Origin of the sequence: Veillonella ratti (genome assembly GCF_003992115.1) — a bacterium.
GTDB classification, from domain to species: Bacteria; Bacillota; Negativicutes; order Veillonellales; family Veillonellaceae; genus Veillonella_A; species Veillonella_A ratti.
Map to the genome: position 1 here is coordinate 81,542 of NZ_RQUX01000005.1, position 17,620 is coordinate 99,161.

Annotated in this window: 19 protein-coding genes and 1 tRNA gene; 9 read left to right on the forward strand and 11 right to left on the reverse strand. The window is 43.6% G+C overall.

Features of this window, described 5'->3' with window-relative positions; translation table 11 throughout:
• Window positions 1–25: 25 nt before the first annotated feature.
• The 3 genes from EO124_RS03490 to EO124_RS03500 all read right to left on the reverse strand — a co-directional run bounded on the left by EO124_RS03490 (window position 26) and on the right by EO124_RS03500 (window position 1,823).
• On the reverse strand, window positions 26–475 hold the full coding sequence (locus EO124_RS03490; protein WP_127058351.1) for a flavodoxin family protein: 450 nt from the start codon (window positions 473–475) through the stop codon (window positions 26–28).
• Window positions 476–814: 339 nt separating this feature from the next.
• Complete coding sequence (locus tag EO124_RS03495) at window positions 815–1,150, reverse strand: zinc ribbon domain-containing protein YjdM (protein WP_127058352.1); 336 nt, start codon at window positions 1,148–1,150, stop codon at window positions 815–817.
• Between the two features lie 40 nt (window positions 1,151–1,190).
• On the reverse strand, window positions 1,191–1,823 hold the full coding sequence (locus tag EO124_RS03500; RefSeq protein ID WP_127058353.1) for a nitroreductase family protein: 633 nt from the start codon (window positions 1,821–1,823) through the stop codon (window positions 1,191–1,193).
• A gap of 355 nt (window positions 1,824–2,178) precedes the next feature.
• Between EO124_RS03500 and rbsK the strand changes: the two genes are divergently transcribed.
• The 7 genes from rbsK (at window position 2,179) to EO124_RS03535 (ending at window position 8,860) form a co-directional block, all read left to right on the forward strand.
• Entirely contained in the window at window positions 2,179–3,069 is an 891-nt protein-coding gene (gene rbsK, locus EO124_RS03505) for a ribokinase (RefSeq protein ID WP_127058354.1), read from the forward strand.
• A gap of 2 nt (window positions 3,070–3,071) precedes the next feature.
• Window positions 3,072–3,485, forward strand: a complete 414-nt coding sequence (gene rbsD, locus EO124_RS03510) for a D-ribose pyranase (RefSeq protein ID WP_021841912.1) — start codon at window positions 3,072–3,074, stop codon at window positions 3,483–3,485.
• Between the two features lie 17 nt (window positions 3,486–3,502).
• On the forward strand, window positions 3,503–4,984 hold the full coding sequence (locus tag EO124_RS03515) for a sugar ABC transporter ATP-binding protein (RefSeq protein ID WP_127058355.1): 1,482 nt from the start codon (window positions 3,503–3,505) through the stop codon (window positions 4,982–4,984).
• A complete protein-coding gene (locus EO124_RS03520; RefSeq protein ID WP_127058356.1) occupies window positions 4,984–5,919 on the forward strand; it encodes an ABC transporter permease subunit in 936 nt (311 codons plus the stop codon). The genes EO124_RS03515 and EO124_RS03520 overlap by 1 nt, the downstream gene beginning before the upstream one ends.
• A gap of 10 nt (window positions 5,920–5,929) precedes the next feature.
• Window positions 5,930–6,832, forward strand: a complete 903-nt coding sequence (gene rbsB, locus EO124_RS03525; RefSeq protein WP_127058357.1) for a ribose ABC transporter substrate-binding protein RbsB — start codon at window positions 5,930–5,932, stop codon at window positions 6,830–6,832.
• Window positions 6,833–7,179: 347 nt separating this feature from the next.
• Window positions 7,180–7,692, forward strand: coding sequence for an Lrp/AsnC family transcriptional regulator (locus EO124_RS03530; RefSeq protein WP_127058358.1), 513 nt, complete (start codon window positions 7,180–7,182; stop codon window positions 7,690–7,692).
• The gene (locus tag EO124_RS03535) at window positions 7,685–8,860 is read left to right on the forward strand and encodes an aminotransferase class I/II-fold pyridoxal phosphate-dependent enzyme (protein WP_127058359.1); all 1,176 of its coding nucleotides are present in this window, start codon (window positions 7,685–7,687) and stop codon (window positions 8,858–8,860) included. The genes EO124_RS03530 and EO124_RS03535 overlap by 8 nt, the downstream gene beginning before the upstream one ends.
• Window positions 8,861–9,058: 198 nt before the next feature.
• Here the strand turns inward: EO124_RS03535 and EO124_RS03540 are convergent, their stop codons facing one another.
• The 4 genes from EO124_RS03540 to EO124_RS03555 form a co-directional block, all read right to left on the reverse strand.
• Window positions 9,059–10,627, reverse strand: a complete 1,569-nt coding sequence (locus EO124_RS03540) for a nitrite/sulfite reductase (protein ID WP_127058360.1) — start codon at window positions 10,625–10,627, stop codon at window positions 9,059–9,061.
• Window positions 10,628–10,903: 276 nt separating this feature from the next.
• Window positions 10,904–11,743, reverse strand: coding sequence for a hypothetical protein (locus tag EO124_RS03545; RefSeq protein ID WP_127058361.1), 840 nt, complete (start codon window positions 11,741–11,743; stop codon window positions 10,904–10,906).
• Window positions 11,744–11,755: 12 nt separating this feature from the next.
• Window positions 11,756–12,736: a flotillin-like protein FloA gene (gene floA / locus EO124_RS03550; RefSeq protein ID WP_206512531.1), complete on the reverse strand. Its 981-nt coding sequence runs from the start codon at window positions 12,734–12,736 to the stop codon at window positions 11,756–11,758.
• A gap of 62 nt (window positions 12,737–12,798) precedes the next feature.
• Entirely contained in the window at window positions 12,799–13,275 is a 477-nt protein-coding gene (locus EO124_RS03555) for an NfeD family protein (protein ID WP_127058362.1), read from the reverse strand.
• A gap of 175 nt (window positions 13,276–13,450) precedes the next feature.
• Here EO124_RS03555 and EO124_RS03560 point away from each other — a divergent pair, with 175 nt between their 5' ends.
• Window positions 13,451–13,924, forward strand: coding sequence for a flavodoxin (locus EO124_RS03560; protein WP_127058363.1), 474 nt, complete (start codon window positions 13,451–13,453; stop codon window positions 13,922–13,924).
• Between the two features lie 83 nt (window positions 13,925–14,007).
• Here the strand turns inward: EO124_RS03560 and EO124_RS03565 are convergent, their stop codons facing one another.
• The 4 genes from EO124_RS03565 to tadA all read right to left on the reverse strand — a co-directional run bounded on the left by EO124_RS03565 (window position 14,008) and on the right by tadA (window position 15,988).
• Window positions 14,008–14,625, reverse strand: a complete 618-nt coding sequence (locus EO124_RS03565) for an NUDIX hydrolase (protein WP_127058364.1) — start codon at window positions 14,623–14,625, stop codon at window positions 14,008–14,010.
• 255 nt (window positions 14,626–14,880) lie between these two features.
• The gene (locus EO124_RS03570; protein WP_127058365.1) at window positions 14,881–15,243 is read right to left on the reverse strand and encodes a hypothetical protein; all 363 of its coding nucleotides are present in this window, start codon (window positions 15,241–15,243) and stop codon (window positions 14,881–14,883) included.
• A 204-nt stretch (window positions 15,244–15,447) separates the two neighbouring features.
• Window positions 15,448–15,536 (reverse strand) — tRNA-Ser (locus EO124_RS03575).
• Window positions 15,515–15,988 (reverse strand): tRNA adenosine(34) deaminase TadA, encoded by a 474-nt coding sequence (gene tadA / locus EO124_RS03580; protein ID WP_127058366.1) that lies wholly within the window; start codon window positions 15,986–15,988, stop codon window positions 15,515–15,517. Before tadA ends, EO124_RS03575 begins: the two co-directional genes overlap by 22 nt.
• A gap of 435 nt (window positions 15,989–16,423) precedes the next feature.
• Between tadA and EO124_RS03585 the strand changes: the two genes are divergently transcribed.
• Window positions 16,424–17,329 (forward strand): hypothetical protein, encoded by a 906-nt coding sequence (locus tag EO124_RS03585; RefSeq protein WP_127058367.1) that lies wholly within the window; start codon window positions 16,424–16,426, stop codon window positions 17,327–17,329.
• Window positions 17,330–17,620 lie beyond the last annotated feature (291 nt).

Below are 17,620 nucleotides of genomic sequence, written 5' to 3' on the forward strand. Positions count from 1 at the left end.
TTTTCTTATTTAATTATACTGCATATCATAAGGAAGCAGCTAATGTTACTGCCTCTTTAGCATTCTTGGCCATGCCCATATAGGTCAGGCCGTATAATTTGGCAAAGCGTTTCATTGTATATTCGCCCGCTTCAATCATCCATTTTTCCGGAGCCGCCCCTTGGAATATGAAGTAAAGCTTTTTCCCTGATAAAGATCCTTGCTCAACTTTCCCGTAAAAGCGGTCCAATAAATTTCGTACCGAGCCACAGATATTATGCCAATATACAGGGGAACCTATGACAATCACATCGGCTGATTCAATATGTTCAAGAACATCATCCAACCGGTCACCCGGCAAATCCTGCCCATAAACATTAATTCTATAGTCGATAAGGTTCAGTGTCTCATAGGACTCATTTTTAAGTAATTCAGTAGCCAATCGGGCCGTATTTCCTTCTTTATTCGGACTTCCATTAATAAATAAAATATTCATAATATGTTCCTTTCTGACAGCTAAGAACTGTCGTCAATTCTATGGTCTCGAGTACCTTCAATTCTTTTTTCCATAGCTATATTGTAGACCCAACGGTTATAAAATAACATTGCTAATTATGCAGAGTACTCTAACTTTAACACATACTGAAATCACAATAAAAAATTATATGCTAAAAACAGGGCTCCTTTAGGGAGCCCTGTTTGAATGAAGTGTTAAATCTGCATCTAACCATTATTGCTGAAACAAAAGGGACCATAATAGCATTGAGTTTTTAACTCATATTTCTATTATGATCCCTTCTTAGCTTACTAATATGGATTTATAAATTATTCGTTCTTACAGCTTTTTCACGAACTCCGACTTCAAAGCCATGGCACCGAAGCCGTCGATTTTGCAATCAATATTATGATCACCTTCAACGAGGCGAATATTCTTAACGCGAGTCCCCTGTTTTAACACGGAGGCCCCTTTTACTTTCAAATCCTTAATAATAGTTACGGAATCGCCGTCTTGCAAGAGATTGCCGTTCGCATCACGCACAACTAAACCACCTTCGGCGGTTTCAGCATCGGCGGCCGACCATTCGTGGGCACACATAGGACATACATAAAGATGGCCATCCTCATAGGTATACGATTCGCCGCATTTTGGGCAATTAGGTAATTCACTCATTGATAGTCTCCTTTACATTACAAAATATAACTATATACTCTTAATCCACAATTTCCGCCACGGATTTACGCGGTCTGGCAAATGGATGCTCAGCCGGCACGCCAATCGTTACAACCGCTGCAATTTCATGACTTAAATTAAGCCATGCTTTCGCTTCTTCCTGAATAAAATAAATATCATTAATCCACAAAGAGCCTAAACCGTATTCGGTCGCCATTAAGAGAATTGTATTGATAAACGCCCCTAAGGCTTGTAAATCACTTTTAGCCCAGATGCGTTCATAATCGATATCATCGTCAAACGGATTATACACGATAAGTACGGCTCCCGCTGTTTTCATGGCATGCAGACTGATTTCTAAACTGCCGAAGCGTTGCCCCGCTTCTTTGAGCCGTTGTAAACAAGCATAGCCCATTTCAACAAAAGCCTCCTTTGAAGCCCCATCCAATATGCGTACGCGCCAGGCCTGACGATTCTTAGGTGACGGCGACATTTTAGCCATGTCAATCATATGCTCAATATGAGCTCGCGGTACAGGAACTGCTTCATAACGGCGAATACTGCGCCGTGCCCCGATAGCTGCTTCGAGAGTCATCAAATGAGGCGCTTTTACCGAATCAGCCGAATTAGCCAAATTCACCTCACCAATTCGCGCCTGTCCATTTCCACTCATAATGACGTCAACCCTTCCTCTTCAAATTCACTACATAGCATTTACTACTATATTATATCAAAAATACGTACATAAGCCTAATTTTATAGATTTACACATATTTTAAAACAATAAAAAACCTTAATCGTCGCTTTACACAGCTTTAGAAAAATAATCCTGTATTTAAAATTAATTAAGCTACACTATATGGTTACATTTTGTCCCGCCATCAATCAAATGGTCCCTTTTTTTGTATTTTTAGAGTAGGCAAATACGATTATTTAGTATATACTAAATTAAGACTTTTACTATCTGTTAAATTAACGAAATTTAGTGTATACTAGAGAAATCGTTATTAAATACTAAGGAGGCTACAATGAATAACATCGTAGTTATCGGCAGTTGCAACATGGACATTACCGTCATGGCCGATAAACGTCCCGCAGCCGGTGAAACGATTATGGGCTCGGGGCTTAATATTTCGCCGGGCGGCAAAGGGGCTAACCAAGCGGTAGCGGCCGCCAAGTTGGGGGCTCAGGTTACCATGGTCGGATGCATCGGTGATGATGCTTATGGCCGCATGGTCTTGGACAATCTCCATAAATATAACATCAATACTGATTACCTCACCGTAATCGAAGGTGAAAACAGCGGTACCGCGCACATTACCTTAGCGGAAGGCGATAACAGCATTATCGTTATTGCCGGCGCCAATGCTAAAGTCGACAAAAACGTTGTAGACAACGCGTGGGACGCTATCCAAAAAGCAGATTTAGTGCTCGTTCAAAACGAAATCCCTTTATCGACAATTGGCTATATTACGGAAAAATGCTCTAAAAACGGCATTAAAGTCCTCTTAAACCCCGCTCCGGCCGCCGATTTAGATTCGGCTTGGCTTGAAGCAGCCACATATATTACACCTAATGAACACGAATTGGCTGCACTATATCCGGATCAAGCAACAGAAGGCACCATGCTTGCCAATGAAGGAAAAATTATCGTAACTCTCGGTAAACAAGGCGTGGCCTATGCCAAAGACGGTAAGGTTCACACCGTTCCCGGTTTTACCGTAACGCCCGTAGATACAACCGGCGCCGGCGACACCTTCAACGGGGCCTTCGCCACAGCCATCGCCAATAATAAAACCATGGATGAAGCGCTTCAATACGGCAATGCAGCCGCCGCTCTTTCCATTTTAAAATTAGGTGCTCAGGAAGGTATGCCTACGGCTGATGAAGTGGCCGCCTTCTTAGCCAAAAGGAGTTAATCATGCAAAAAGGTGGAATCTTAAACAGTCACATTGCTAAAGTATTAGCCGATCTAGGTCATACCGATACAATTTGCATCGGCGATTGCGGTTTGCCCGTACCGGCCGGCGTGCAGAAAATTGACTTAGCCCTCACCTTCGGAACACCAAGTTTTGAAGCCGTAGTGCGTGTCTTGAAAGCCAATATGCAGGCCGAATCGATTCATATTGCCTCCCCTATGGAAGAAATGAATCCCCATAACTATGCCGTTCTTCAGGAATTATATCCGCAAGATCGCTACGAATGGGTCAGAACCGACCACGAAGCCTTTAAAGAAGCAACGAAACAGTGTAAATGCATTATTCGCACCGGTGAAACCACACCGTATGCCAATGTAATCTTACAGGCGGATTGCATTTTTAACGACGAAAAATAAACGATTAGGAGTTTTCAATGGAAATCAAAATGACAGGGATTGCCAAAGCCTTTGGAACCAACCAAGTTCTCAAAGACGTGGCCATCACCCTAAAAGCCGGTGAAGTTCACGCCCTCATGGGGGAAAACGGGGCGGGTAAATCTACCTTGATGAACATTCTTACAGGCTTACATAAAGCGGATGCCGGTGTTATTACGGTCGATGGCGTCGCCACGATCTTCGCCAATCCGCGTGAAGCAGAGAAAAACGGGATTGCCTTTATCCATCAAGAATTAAACATTTGGCCTAATCTAAGCCTCTTGGAAAATCTGTATCTCATGCAACCGAAACGCAATGGTCTCGGCATGCTCGATAAAAAATCCATGCTCGCTGAAGCACAGGCCAAATGCAAGGAATTAAATATTGAATTACCGCTCACGAAAGAAGCGGGACAATGCTCAGTCGGTCAACAGCAGATGGCGGAAATTTTGCGTGTACTCATGCTCGATGCGAAGGTCGTTATTATGGACGAACCATCCGCTGCACTCACCGAACGCGAAACGGAAACCTTGTTCCGCATGATGCGCCAATTAAAAGCCCAAGGCGTAGCCATTGTGTACATCTCCCACCGCATGGAAGAAGTGTTCAGTGAATGTGATGTTATTACCGTTATGCGCGATGGCCACACCATCAGCACCAAGCCTGTTCAAGAAACATCGGTTGATGAAGTGGTTCGTCACATGGTAGGTCGTTCCATCGATGAATTTTATCCCGATAGAACCACGGCACCGGGAGACGTGGTTCTCACCGTTAACGGCTTAAAACCGAAAGATTTCAACAGCACCATTTCCTTTGATTTACGTAAAGGCGAAATATTGGGCGTAGCCGGCCTCATGGGGGCCGGGCGCACGGAAATCATGCGCGCCATCTTCGGCATCGACAAACATGATGGTGGTGAAATTACCTTGAACGGCGAACATCTCCATTTCAAAAAACCGGAAGATGCGATTAAAGCCGGGATTGCCTTCATCACGGAAGACCGCAAAGGAGAAGGCCTGATTCTTGATTTTTCCATCGGCAAAAATATTACCTTGCCTAATCTTGGCCAAGTATGTCCAAATCATGTGCTCAACAGCAATAAATTGGTGGATTTTGCGGACAACTTATCCAAACGCTTAGGCGTCAAAACTCAATCGGTTCACTTACCGGCCTCCTCGTTATCCGGTGGTAATCAGCAAAAAGTAGTCATCGCCAAATGGATTGGTCTATCCCCTTCCATCATCATCATGGACGAACCGACTCGCGGTATCGACATTGGTGCCAAACGCGATATTTACGATTTAATGAATGAATTAACGAGCCAAGGGGTTTCCATTATTATGGTCTCCTCGGAACTCCCTGAAGTATTGGGGATGAGTGATCGGGTCATGGTTATTCACGAAGGAGCCGTTGCAGGTATACTAAACCACAACGACGCCACACCGGAAGCCATCATGAACCTAGCAACAGGAGGACAATAATGAACCAGAATATTACGGAAACACTCAAAAAATTAGGCCCGCTCATCGGCCTGATTGCCTTATTTATTATCATCGCATTTCTTAACGACAGTTTCTTGGAATTCTCCAACTTGCGCAACTTATTGCGCCAAGTTTCCATTAACGCCATCATCGCCTTCGGTATGACCTTCGTTATTTTGACGAGCGGTATCGACTTATCCGTAGGCTCCATTCTTGCCTTATCCAGTGCCATCATGGCCAACTTCATTGTTGGCGGCATGAATCCGGAAGTGGCAATTCTCGCCTCCGCCGGCGTGGGCATTATCCTCGGCGGTATCAACGGTATTGTCATTGCCTACGGCAAAGTGGCACCATTTATCGCCACCTTGGCTACCATGACCATTTATCGCGGGGCCACCTTAGTATTTACAGACGGCAACCCTATCAGCGGTTTGACCAGTGATCCTTTGTTCCACGGTTTTGGCCAAGGCGACATTGCAGGCCTGCCCGTACCGGCCATTACCATGTTTGTATCCTTCCTTATTTTATGGTTTGTTTTGCAAAAAACATCCCTTGGCCGTCAGACCTATGCTATCGGCGGCAGTGAAAAGGTAAGTTATATCGCGGGTATTAAAATTAACCGCGTTAAAATCTTTGCTTATGCCTTAACCGGTATGCTCAGTGCCATTGCGGGCGCCATCATTACATCCCGCCTCAATTCAGCGCAGCCGACAGCCGGTATGGGCTATGAACTTGACGCCATCGCCGCTGTAGTATTGGGCGGTACCAGTCTTGCCGGCGGTCGTGGTCACATCGTAGGTACCTTAATCGGTGCCCTCATCATCGGCACCCTCAACAATGGTTTAAATATTCTCGACGTTTCCAGTTTCTATCAACAAATCGTCAAAGGTATTGTAATTCTACTTGCAGTCCTCGGGGACCGCAAAAAAGCGTAGGAGGTTAGGAATGAAAAAATTATTAACAGTCATCGCTGCCGTAATCTTAGTTATCGGTCTCGTAGCCGGTTGCGGCTCTTCCAACAATGGTGGTGGCGATAAAAAACAAGGTACTATCGGTTTCTCCGTATCCACCTTAAACAATCCGTTCTTCGTATCTTTAAAAGACGGTGTTGAAAAACAGGCTAAAGAATTAGGCCTTAAAGTTAAAATCGTTGACGCTCAAAACGACCCTGCAAAACAGGCTAATGACGTTGCCGATTTATTAGAAAGCGGCGTATCCGTATTGATTGTTAACCCGGTTGACTCCGCAGCGATTGCTACTTCCGTTGAAGCAGCCAATGCTAAAAATATTCCGGTTATCACTGTTGACCGCTCTACCGACAAAGGTAAAGTTGTCGCTCACATCGCGTCCGATAACGTAAAAGGCGGCGAAATGGCAGCCCAGTTAATCGTCGACAAACTCGGCAATGGCACTAAAGTTGCTGAAATCGAAGGTATCCCGGGCGCTTCCGCTACGCGCGAACGTGGTCAAGGCTTCCACAATGTAGCCGACAAATCTTTAGACGTGGTAGCTAAACAGAGTGCTGATTTTGACCGCACTAAAGGCTTAAACGTTTCCACTAACATTCTTCAAGCTAACCCAGATGTAAAAGCTATTTTTGCTCACAATGACGAAATGGCGCTTGGTGCTATCCAAGCTGCTAAATCGGCAGGCAAACAAGTTTTCATCGTAGGTTTTGACGGTACTGCCGATGCTGAAAAAGCTGTTCAAGACGGCACCTTAGCGGCTACTATCGCACAACAACCTGAATTGATGGGTAAAATTGCTGTAGATACTGCTTCCAAAGTTATCAAAGGTGAAACAGTAGAAAGCAAGATTCCTGTAGAACTTAAAGTAGTAACTAAATAAAACATATGCTTTGATACGTTGATAGAAACATTGATAGAACAAAAGCTGTGTACAGTTCGTTGGGTATCTGTACACAGCTTTTTATATTTCTAATTAAAATAGTCCACCTCTCATTTTGATTATAACGCATTCATCTCATACATAAAATGCATTAATAATGATTTTTCTATTTAATTCAACACTAAAGAGTGGTACAATAAATTGTATACGAAATTGCCCGACAGACATAATCTCGTCAGACAAAATCGCTAAATTCTCAGACAAAGACGCTATTATAAGCAGAACATATACTTTTTGTCTGATACCTCGGATGCTTCGATTCCGACCTTTGAAAGGAGATATTAATTATGAGTAATTTTACTGTAACTGCTACTGACAAAAAGCTGCTCGACCTTTTGGCGACAGACGCGAAATTAACCCATGACCAATTGGCGGCCATGTTAGGTGTAGCCGAAGCTGAGGTATCTGAACGTATCGCCGCGCTCGAAGCGGAAGGCATTATCAAAGGCTATCAAGCCGTAATTGACTGGGAAGCCATCGATGCCAATAAGGCAACTGCCCTCATTCAACTAAAAGTTACACCGGAACCTGATCAAGGCTTCGATAAACTCGCCCACCGCATCATGCAATTCGAAGAGGTGGAAGGTGTCTATCTCATGTCCGGCGGTTATGATTTGACCGTTATCATTCAGGGTCAAAGCATGCGCGATATCGCCCTCTTTGTAGCACGTCGTCTTTCCACTTTGGAAGGTGTACAAGGCACGGGGACGCACTTTATCTTGAGTCGCTACAAAGACCGTAATGTAATCTACCATGACGAAGAACAAAAAGAAACAAGGAGTAATGTGTTCTATGATTAATTATGATAAATTTTTAAATCGTGAGCTGTCCAATGTAAAACCGTCCGGTATTCGCCGATTCTTCGACATTGCCAGCGAAATTGATGATGTTATTTCCCTCAGCATCGGCGAACCGGATTTCACCACACCATGGCATATTCGTGAAACCGGTATCGATACCTTAGAAAAAGGTAAGACCTGGTACTCACCAAATCGCGGTTTTGCGGACTTACGCGAAGAAATCAGCCGTTGGTTCACTCGTAAATACGATGTAACGTATGATCCCGCTACTGACATTCTGGTCACTGTTGGCGGTTCTGAAGCCATCGATTTAGCTCTTCGTGCCCTCATTAACGAAGGTGACGAAGTACTCATTCCGGTGCCTAGCTTTGTTTGCTACACGCCACTTACGGAAGTAGCCAAAGGTGTGTCCGTACCGGTGGAAACCAAAGCGGAAAATAACTTCCGCCTTACGGCCGAAGATATTCGCTCCCACATTACACCTAAAACCAAATTGCTCGTTTTGCCATTCCCTAATAATCCAACCGGTGCGACTATGCGCCGTGAACATTTGGAGGAAATCGCCAAAGTCATCGAAGAACATGACTTGCTCGTTATTTCCGATGAACTCTACAGCGAGTTGACCTACGGATCCGAACAACATGTAACCATCGCATCAGTTCCGGGCATGAAAGAACGAACCATCGTCATTAACGGCTTCTCCAAAGCCTTCGCTATGACGGGATGGCGTCTCGGCATGGCGCTCGGTCCAAAAGAAATTATCACCCAAATGACAAAACTTCATCAATACGGCATCATGAGCGCCCCATCGGTTGCTCAATATGCTGCCATTGAAGCGTTGAAACACGGGGATAAAGATATTGAATACATGCGCGATCAGTACGATATTCGTCGTCGCCTCTTGGTTAAAACCTTTAACCAATTGGGCCTCACTTGCTTCGAACCGGAAGGTGCCTTCTATGTGTTTCCGGACATCCGCTCCACCGGCCTCGATTCGGAAACCTTCTGTGAAAAATTACTTTACGCCAAACACGTAGCCGTCGTGCCGGGCAATGCCTTCGGTGATTGCGGTGAAGGCTTCGTGCGCGTTGCCTACGCTAATTCCTTAGCGAATATTAAAGAAGCGTTAAAACGTATTGCCGATTTCTTGGATGAATTGAAAAATTAAGAAAAATAAATTAGAAACGCCTTCGCATACCGTGAAGGCGTTTTGCTTGCCTACAGCTTTCGCTCTTAAAGGCAGCCTCTAAACCAGGCATGCAAAAAGCCCTCTCACAAGTCGTGAGAGGGCTTTTGTTATATGCAGTTACTTTGGTATCGCTTAGGGATATAATCTTCCCTAAGCACCTAAATTAACCGAGTTTTATTAGATATATTTTTTAGCCAACGCTTCAAAATCGGCTTCATGATCCTGAATCCAAATATCATAGGCCACGCCGGCATCATTTAAAGTCTTAGCCAATTCAGCAAAGAAAGCCGGTAAATCAGCGGTTGTAATGGCACCCAAAGGTTCACCGAACGTTACAACGCCCAATTCATCACTACCGCCTTTAAATAAATTGAAGGCCGGTTGCGGTTTGCCGTCTACTTGTTTTACAAAACCGTGTAAACCTAATGTACCGATTTGATGAGTACCACAAGAAGATGGGCAACCGGAAATGTGGATTTTTGGCAATAAGCTGTCATCAATACCTTCCGCTTTTAAGTGCGCCAAAATATCTTTGTACGCGGCCTGAGAGTTCTGGAAACCTACCTGACATTTAGAAGCGCCTACGCAGCATACGCTGGCAGAGAAGTTGGAAGTAGAGCTGTCATCTTTGATTAAGTCATACACTTTGCGTGCTTCATCAGCCGTCAAGTTAATGAAATACGTGCCTTCTTCACCGGTCATACGAGCTTCGGTGCCTTCCAAGGAACCTACGTATTGGAATACGTCACGAGCCACTACCGGCTGCGCATGGCCTCCTACCGGATGATAGTATACATAGTATAAACCGTCTTGAACCTGTTCACCGATTAAGCCGTTAGCTTTCGCCAATTCTTCTTGAGATAATTTACCGGAACCGGTTTTAGTGATTTTAGTATCAGGCAAAGTGAAGTCCAAATCTTCCACGCGTTTAGTGAACAACAAGAATTTGTTGAATGTTTCACGGAATTTATCTTCGCCCATTTCAGCAACCATGTAACGAGTACGGTTTTTGCTGCGAGTCTTATAATCCGCATTTTCAATAAACGTACGAACCATAGCTTTAATGTAGTATAACATTTCGGATGGATCTACTTTTTCAGCCAATAAAATGCCTTTACGCGGATTGCCGCCGAGACCGCCCGCTGCATATACCGTAAACGTGCCGTCAGCTTGAGCCCAGAAACCTAAGTCTTTGAAGGTTACGTGGGTAGCATTTTCAAGACCGTTCGTAAACGCAATTTTAAGTTTACGCGGCATTTTAAAATCAGGAATTAACGTCAAAATATATTCGCTGGCCACTTGTACATATGGTGTAATGTCAAACGGTTCGCCCGGTGTTACACCACGTAATGGGCTGGCCGCAATATTACGCGGATGGTCACCGCCGCCACCACGGGAATAAATGCCCTGCGCATGGCATTCTTTAAACATTTCAATAATTTGCGGACCCTGAAGGCTATGAATCTGAATAGATTGACCGGTCGTAAAATGTAAATGTGGCAAATCATTGCGTGTGAATAAATCAGCTAAGAAGGCTAGTTGCTTTTGCGTAATACGTCCCCCCGGTAAACGCAAACGGAACATGCCCGTATTAGCGCCGCGTTCTGCATAGGTACCGAACGGGCCGGACAAGCCTTTGTAGTCGTTAACTGAAATTTCTTTGTTAAAGAATTGTTCGCTTACTTTAGCGAACTTCGGTAAATCTTTGATGAGGCGTGCTTTCACCTCTTCTGTTAAAAATGTCATCTTATATCCCTCTCGTTTCTTTATAATGACATACTTATATCAACTTCAAATACAACTAGTTCAATCGTAACACGTCCCCCGAACCGCGTCAATATTGAACACGACTCGAGGGACGAAATATGTCTCTATTTGATTTAATAGCATTAAGCAATGCGCATACAAATCAAACCAATAATCAGTATAAATCTAATGTAATAAGGGAGTTGTGACAATTGTCACACTTGTAAAAATTGTCACATCTGTTACAATCGGCCGCATGACAATTGTCAGCTTTTATTACCGATGATAGCCTCCCTGTTTAGCTCTAGGCGGTTGCAAAATCATAGACCACATAATCCCTGCTTTTAAGCCGCCCGGCGGCAGGCGATGATTGCCACCGTGAAAAACATGGCGCCCCGTCATAGACGCAGTCGGTTGCCATACATTCGGAGCCGGCACCGTTTTAGCCGGTTGTGCCGATGGTATGGTTGTACGATTCGGCGAAATCGTAGCCGTCTTCGGCGCCTGGCGAGTCGCAGTTTGACGCGTAGCTGCCGTTGTCGTCGTTTGTTGACGCGCCGAATCCCGGCGCGCCGGTTCTACAGTTGGCTCTACACGCTGTCTGGCCACCACGATAACCGGTTCTTCCCGTCTTACATCGTTCGGCACAGGCACAGATTCCGGTCTCGAAGCTTCTTGTGGCAGTGAGGCTTCACGCGGTAACGCCGCTTCTTGAGGACGCGGTGCTTCGTTAGAGATGGTTGTCGGCCGTGGCGCCGTTGGCGTCTTACGTTCCATTTTAATGCCGTAATGCCGCTCCATTTCTTCCCAGGTCATAGCCTCTTCGCTGCGACTGCTCGCCTTAGCGTTACCGGTTCGCGTATTGCCTGCAGGCCCCATGCCTCCCGTTGTACGATTACGCTGCCCTTCACTTGGCGGCATAGGATTCGTCGGTTGCTGTGACCGCGGTCCCGGACGGTTCTGCTCACCCGGATTTGACCAATCGTAATCAGTCCTATTTTCTACATTCGTATTGTCTTCATTAGGATTACCATCTTGAGGATTACGCTTCTTTTTACGAGTACTCAAAATAACATTCCCCAATATAATCAATACGACTAATAAACCCAAATCCATAGCTTACCTCCGCTATTTATTGCGCGGATTTGGCTGAGTTGTCAGTTCAGTGGTTTCCCCTTCAGCGATAGTCTCACGCATTTTGGTATCTGCCATAATATTGTTCATATTGTAATAATCCATAACACCCATATGACCATCACGCAATGCTTGCGATAAAGCCTGTGGTACTTCGGCCTGCGCTTCCACAACTTTCGCCTGCATTTCCTGCGTGTAAGCTCTCATTTCCTGTTCTTTTGCAACAGCCATGGCACGACGTTCTTCGGCTTTCGCCTGAGCGATATTCTTATCCGCTTCCGCCTGATCCGTCATAAGCTGAGCCCCGATATTACGTCCTACATCAACGTCGGCAATATCGATGGACAAGATTTCAAAAGCCGAACCCGCATCAAGGCCCTTATTCAATACGGTACGGGAAATGTGATCCGGATTTTCAAGTACATCCGTATGTTCTTCCGAAGAACCTACAGTCGTTACGATACCTTCGCCGACACGAGCAATAATCGTCGCTTCACCGGCACCGCCGACCAAGCGATCAATATTGGCACGCACCGTTACACGGGCGCGAACTTTAAGTTCGATACCGTTTTTCGCAACGGCGGAAATCGTCGGGGTTTCAATAACTTTAGGATTAACACTCATTTGAACCGCTTCAAGCACATCACGACCGGCCAAGTCAATGGCGGCAGCACGTTCAAAAGTCAACGGAATGGACGCCCGTTCAGCCGCAATTAAAGCGTCAACAACGCGGTCTACATCACCGCCGGCCAAATAGTGAGCTTCCAACTGATTTACATTAACGGAAAGGCCCGCTTTATTGGCTTTTACCAATGGCAAAACAATCTTCGACGGCGATACACGACGTAAGCGCATCCCAATCAAAGTAAAAATACCTACATTAACCCCGGCCGCCAAAGCTGAAATCCACAGTCCTAACGGTACAAAGTGGAAAAACAGGGCTGCGACTATGACGACGGAAACAACAATAAACATAAAACTAAAATTAACTAACGCTTCCATAGGACCTCCTCATTTATTTATATAAAAATTTAAGATTATTTAACTTCAGACTCAACTTTGCGAACTACTACACGGCCACCGGTAACAGCGACTACCACGACTTTAGTACCCGGTTCGTAAAACTCACCGTCCGTAATTACATCAATAATGTTTTCACCGAAAAGAGCCCGTCCAGCCGGTCGTAATACTGACTGTGTTACACCTTCTTGACCTAATAAATCTACTCGTTCATCATTACCGCTGTAACCGCGATCCTTCGTGGACTCCAGCGATAAGGTCAAGCGTCTACCTATCCAGCTATTCGGCACTTCTCTAATCAACACAATGCCTATAATGAGCGAAATTACGGCTACAAAGGCCACTACTATCGATGCCATGGCACCGGCCCCTAAAAATAAATAAAGTGCCGCCAATAAGGCAATCATACCGGCTACACCGAATACACAGGTCCCCGGAACTACTGCTTCAATCCCCAGAAGCACAATACCACCGATTACTAAATAGGTTATCATCAGCCTCCTCCTTTCTTCCAAAATAGTCTCTTATCTAAATAATATTCAATATGCGAGATGATAATTCCTCTTTTTCAAAATGTAAATTCCTTCTTACACTTGACTTAGAGTCGACTTCAAGGATTATACTTTTTTAAACTTAAAGCTAGTATTAAAAAGATTAGAGGCGAATATAATGAAAGCATTAATAATTTACTATTCCTATCGTGGCAATACAAAGCATATTACTGATATTATTTCTAAAGAAACCGGTTTTGATACGCTACGTATTGACACAAATACACCGTATACAGGAAGCTATAACCAAGTAGTAGCTCAAGGCAATGACGAAGTAAAAGCCGGCTATTGTCCGGAACTCAAACCGATTACTGTTAATCTTGACCAATATGACACTATTATTTTGGGCACACCCGTATGGTGGTACACCTTCGCTCCGGCCATGCATACGTTTTTGAAAAATCACAACTTTACGGGCAAAACTATTTATCCGTTTGCCACCAATGGCGGCTGGCTTGGCCATACTTTTGAAGATATAAAAGATAGCTGCCAAGGTGCTGATGTGAAAAACGGCTTGAATGTACGTTTTGACGAATTTACCTTACGTACCTCAACGAAAGAAATTCAGAGTTGGATTCAGAAGATAAAATAATATACAAAACCTCTACGCGTGGTAATCACCGTTCACGTAGAGGTTTTATTATTAACTAATATCTTAATTACGATTACTATCAATTAATCAAACAAAGCCGGTGCTTCCGGATTTTCATAGGCTTTAAAGCACATCAAAACCTGCTCCTTTGAGCACTTTTCAACGGCCATATTATCCGGAATTTCGTCTTTGCTGAAAAATCCCGTTGCCGTTGTTTCGATGTTCTCTTCAAAATGACCGCCCTCAAATTCACACATAACAAACACTTTGAAAACCCCATAGATTAAGTTCGTTACATTATGCTTGCGCCAATCCTGAATTGCAATAAGGCGCTTAGCTTTTACGTCATAGCCGGATTCTTCTTTCACTTCTTTTTCCGTATTGGAGGCAATTGTTTGATCTACATCGCACCCGCCGCCCGGGAGTGACCACTTACCGGTATTTTCTCGAACGAGGAGAATCTTACCATCAACGAACACCGCAGCCCTGGTATCAATCTTCGGCGTCTGGTACCCTTCTTCATTGCAAAAGATATCATACACCTTGCCCACCGGAATATCCGTTTTAACAGCCACCATTTCAGCAGCAATTTGGCGAAGTTCCCGGTAGCGTTCCAAATCGTATTTGTCCTTGCCATATTCCAGCCCTGCCTGCGCTATACTTTGGATTCGAATTGCAAAATCAAGCCACTTATCGTTCATGTGTATGCCTCCCGATATCTCTATTCGATAAATTTTCTGACAACATAATCTAAACGTCAACCTATATCCTGAACTTCCTTCTTATTTAATCAGTTTAATATAGTTTAAAATTATGTTCAAAATAACAACTATTATTTTAAATAATTTTACTATATAGACTTGTTAGCTCTATTATAATTCTCTAAACGAATAAAACATTTAACAGAATAATAATTATATTTATATACTTATGATAATTTAACAGGATAACCAATTCTACAAATCCAACAATTTACGAAAGTCAAAAGAATACTCTCCATTCTCGACATATACATTAACCTTATTCCCTTCTTTAGACTTTATTTTACCGAAAAGTTGTGAAGAAATTCTTTTTTTACCAGTAAATTCAAGAATATTGTTATATACGTTAAAAGTAATGGATTTTTTTAAGTCAAATATATAAATTTTAACATTTAAAACTACGCCGTAATATTCCCCTCCTACCACATAAGTACCATTGCCACCTGGATAGTTAGCGTATTTATATTGATTAAAGCCTTTCACTCCTTGCTCTAAATAAATACCACGGCTCTGAAATTTTTCAATGTTTACAATTCTCCCCATATATTTTTCTATCATATCTTTCGCCCCCAGCCCTTAAATTCCTCGATATTTATAAAATAAACTATTTACTTATAAGTTTACTACGGCATAACCCAAAATTCAATTAAGCAAAATTAAGATATTAAGAATCTTATAAATATATATAAAAACCCTATAAACATGTATTTTTAACATTGTTTATAGGGTTCTTTTATATGTTTAGTTATTAATTAAAACTAATGGCGGAGAAGGAGGGATTTGAACCCTCGCACCGTTGCCGGTCTGCCGCATTTCGAGTGCGGTCCCTTCAGCCTCTTGGGTACTTCTCCTTGTTTTTACGACGCTCTTTAAAAAAGTCTTTCATTATCTGACTGCATTCGTCGGCCATAACACCGCTTAAAATCTCAGGCTCATGATTCAAGCCCGGATGGGTCAGTACATTAAATAAAGATTCTACAGCGCCACCTTTGTAATCGCTACTGCCATACACAACGCGGTCAATTCGGCTGTTAATAATGGCTCCGGCGCACATCGGACACGGTTCTATAGTAACATAAAGCGTGCAACCGGTCAACTGCCAACGGTCAAGTATTTCACAAGCCTCGCGAATGACTAAAATCTCCGCATGGGCCGTGGCATCGTGATCTAATTCACGGCGATTATGATGACGTGAAATAATCTCGCCATCTTTAACAATAACGGCACCGATGGGAATTTCGCCAAGGTCATAGGCTTTTTTGGCTTCTTTTAACGCTTCCTGCATATATTCTGCATCCGTCATAACCTACCTCCTTAAGCTTAACTCACAACTTAGTACCTCGCATAATCATTATTATAATTTTACCCGATTATGGGGTTCCAACAGGTTACCAAATTTGAACCGTATCTATTGTATCATGGTTTTTACGTTTATTAAATAAAAACTTCCTGCTGTTATACGGAAAAATTTTTTCTTATATATATAAATAACATCTTATATTTCGGTTCATTTCCTATACATCCAATTTTCACCGTAATTTCACGAATTTTACATACAAATTTCATAATTCCCCTGTATGCTATACCCATAGCAGAAAACTAAAAGTTCAATCTGAGTTTTCAAAATTAGATGAAGACGAAATCGGTAAAGTTACTAAAAAGATTTCGTTATTCCATGATTGAGTTACAAAAAGTTCTGCTACACTATCTCTCGTTAATATAGCAAAGGAGTCTTAGTATGAAAAAATCGACTCAGAATTTATTGAGAAAGGTTGCTTTGCTAGGTGTTCTAGGCGGCACCCTTTGGGGTACCTCAATGGCTACTGAGCCGGCTGCAACACAACAAGTAACCACAACTCACGTAACAACCGCAAGTGCCGGTATAGAGGACCCTCAAACGGCCACCGTACAAGATGACGGTTCCAATAGCCCTACCATTTATGACAGAATGTTACGCGCCCGTTCCATGGCTCGTAACCAGGTAGAAGCTAATACCGCAATCTTCTTAATGCCGGAAGCTAACTACGGCGCTAACCGCACCGATGCCGGTCAAATGCCAAATGCCTATGACCGCCAATTCCATCGTGGTCAGGAACGCCAGTATCAGCCAAATGGCGACAACAGAATGCAACCGCAAGCTAATGAACAGCGTTCCGAGCAAGGTCAACGCATGGAACGCCACAGCCAACCACCTATGATGAATGGGCAAAATGGGCGTCAAGGTCAGCCCCCTATGGGCCAACCTCCTATGATGAATGGCCAAGATGGTCGTCAAGGTCAGCCGCCTATGGGGCAACCTCCTATGATGAATGGCCCAGATGGTCGTCAAGGTCAGCCGCCTATGGGGCAACCTCCTATGATGGGCGGCCAAGGTGGTCCACAGGGTATGCCTCCTATGGGGCAACCTCCTATGATGAGCGGCCAAGGTGGTCCGCAAGGTATGCCTCCTATGGGTCAGCCTCCTATGATGGGCGGCCAAGGTGGTCCGCAAGGTATGCCTCCTATGAGTCAACCTCCTATGATGGATGGTCAAAAACATCATCCCGGTGAACACCACAAGGGCCAAAAACCTATGAAAAAATATGACGCTAACCGTCAATACGAGCACAATGCTCCTACATCCTACACGGATGTTAACTTTTAAAAGCTATTCCCGCTTTTAATACCTCTCTAACACAACACACTTAAAAACCAAACACATAAAACACAAACACACAAACACACAACACACAACACACAACACACACAACACACAAGAAAGCCTGTGAAATCAGATTTGCAGGCTTTTTTGCTTTATTCCGTAGCCTTCCCGAATTTCACCATATTCGATATATACAAAATTGTAAGATGTGCTATACTTAAAACACTCTGAGCTATTTCTCAGAATGCGCTATTTATTTCAAATCCTAAAAATTTACATCTTAGAATTTACATC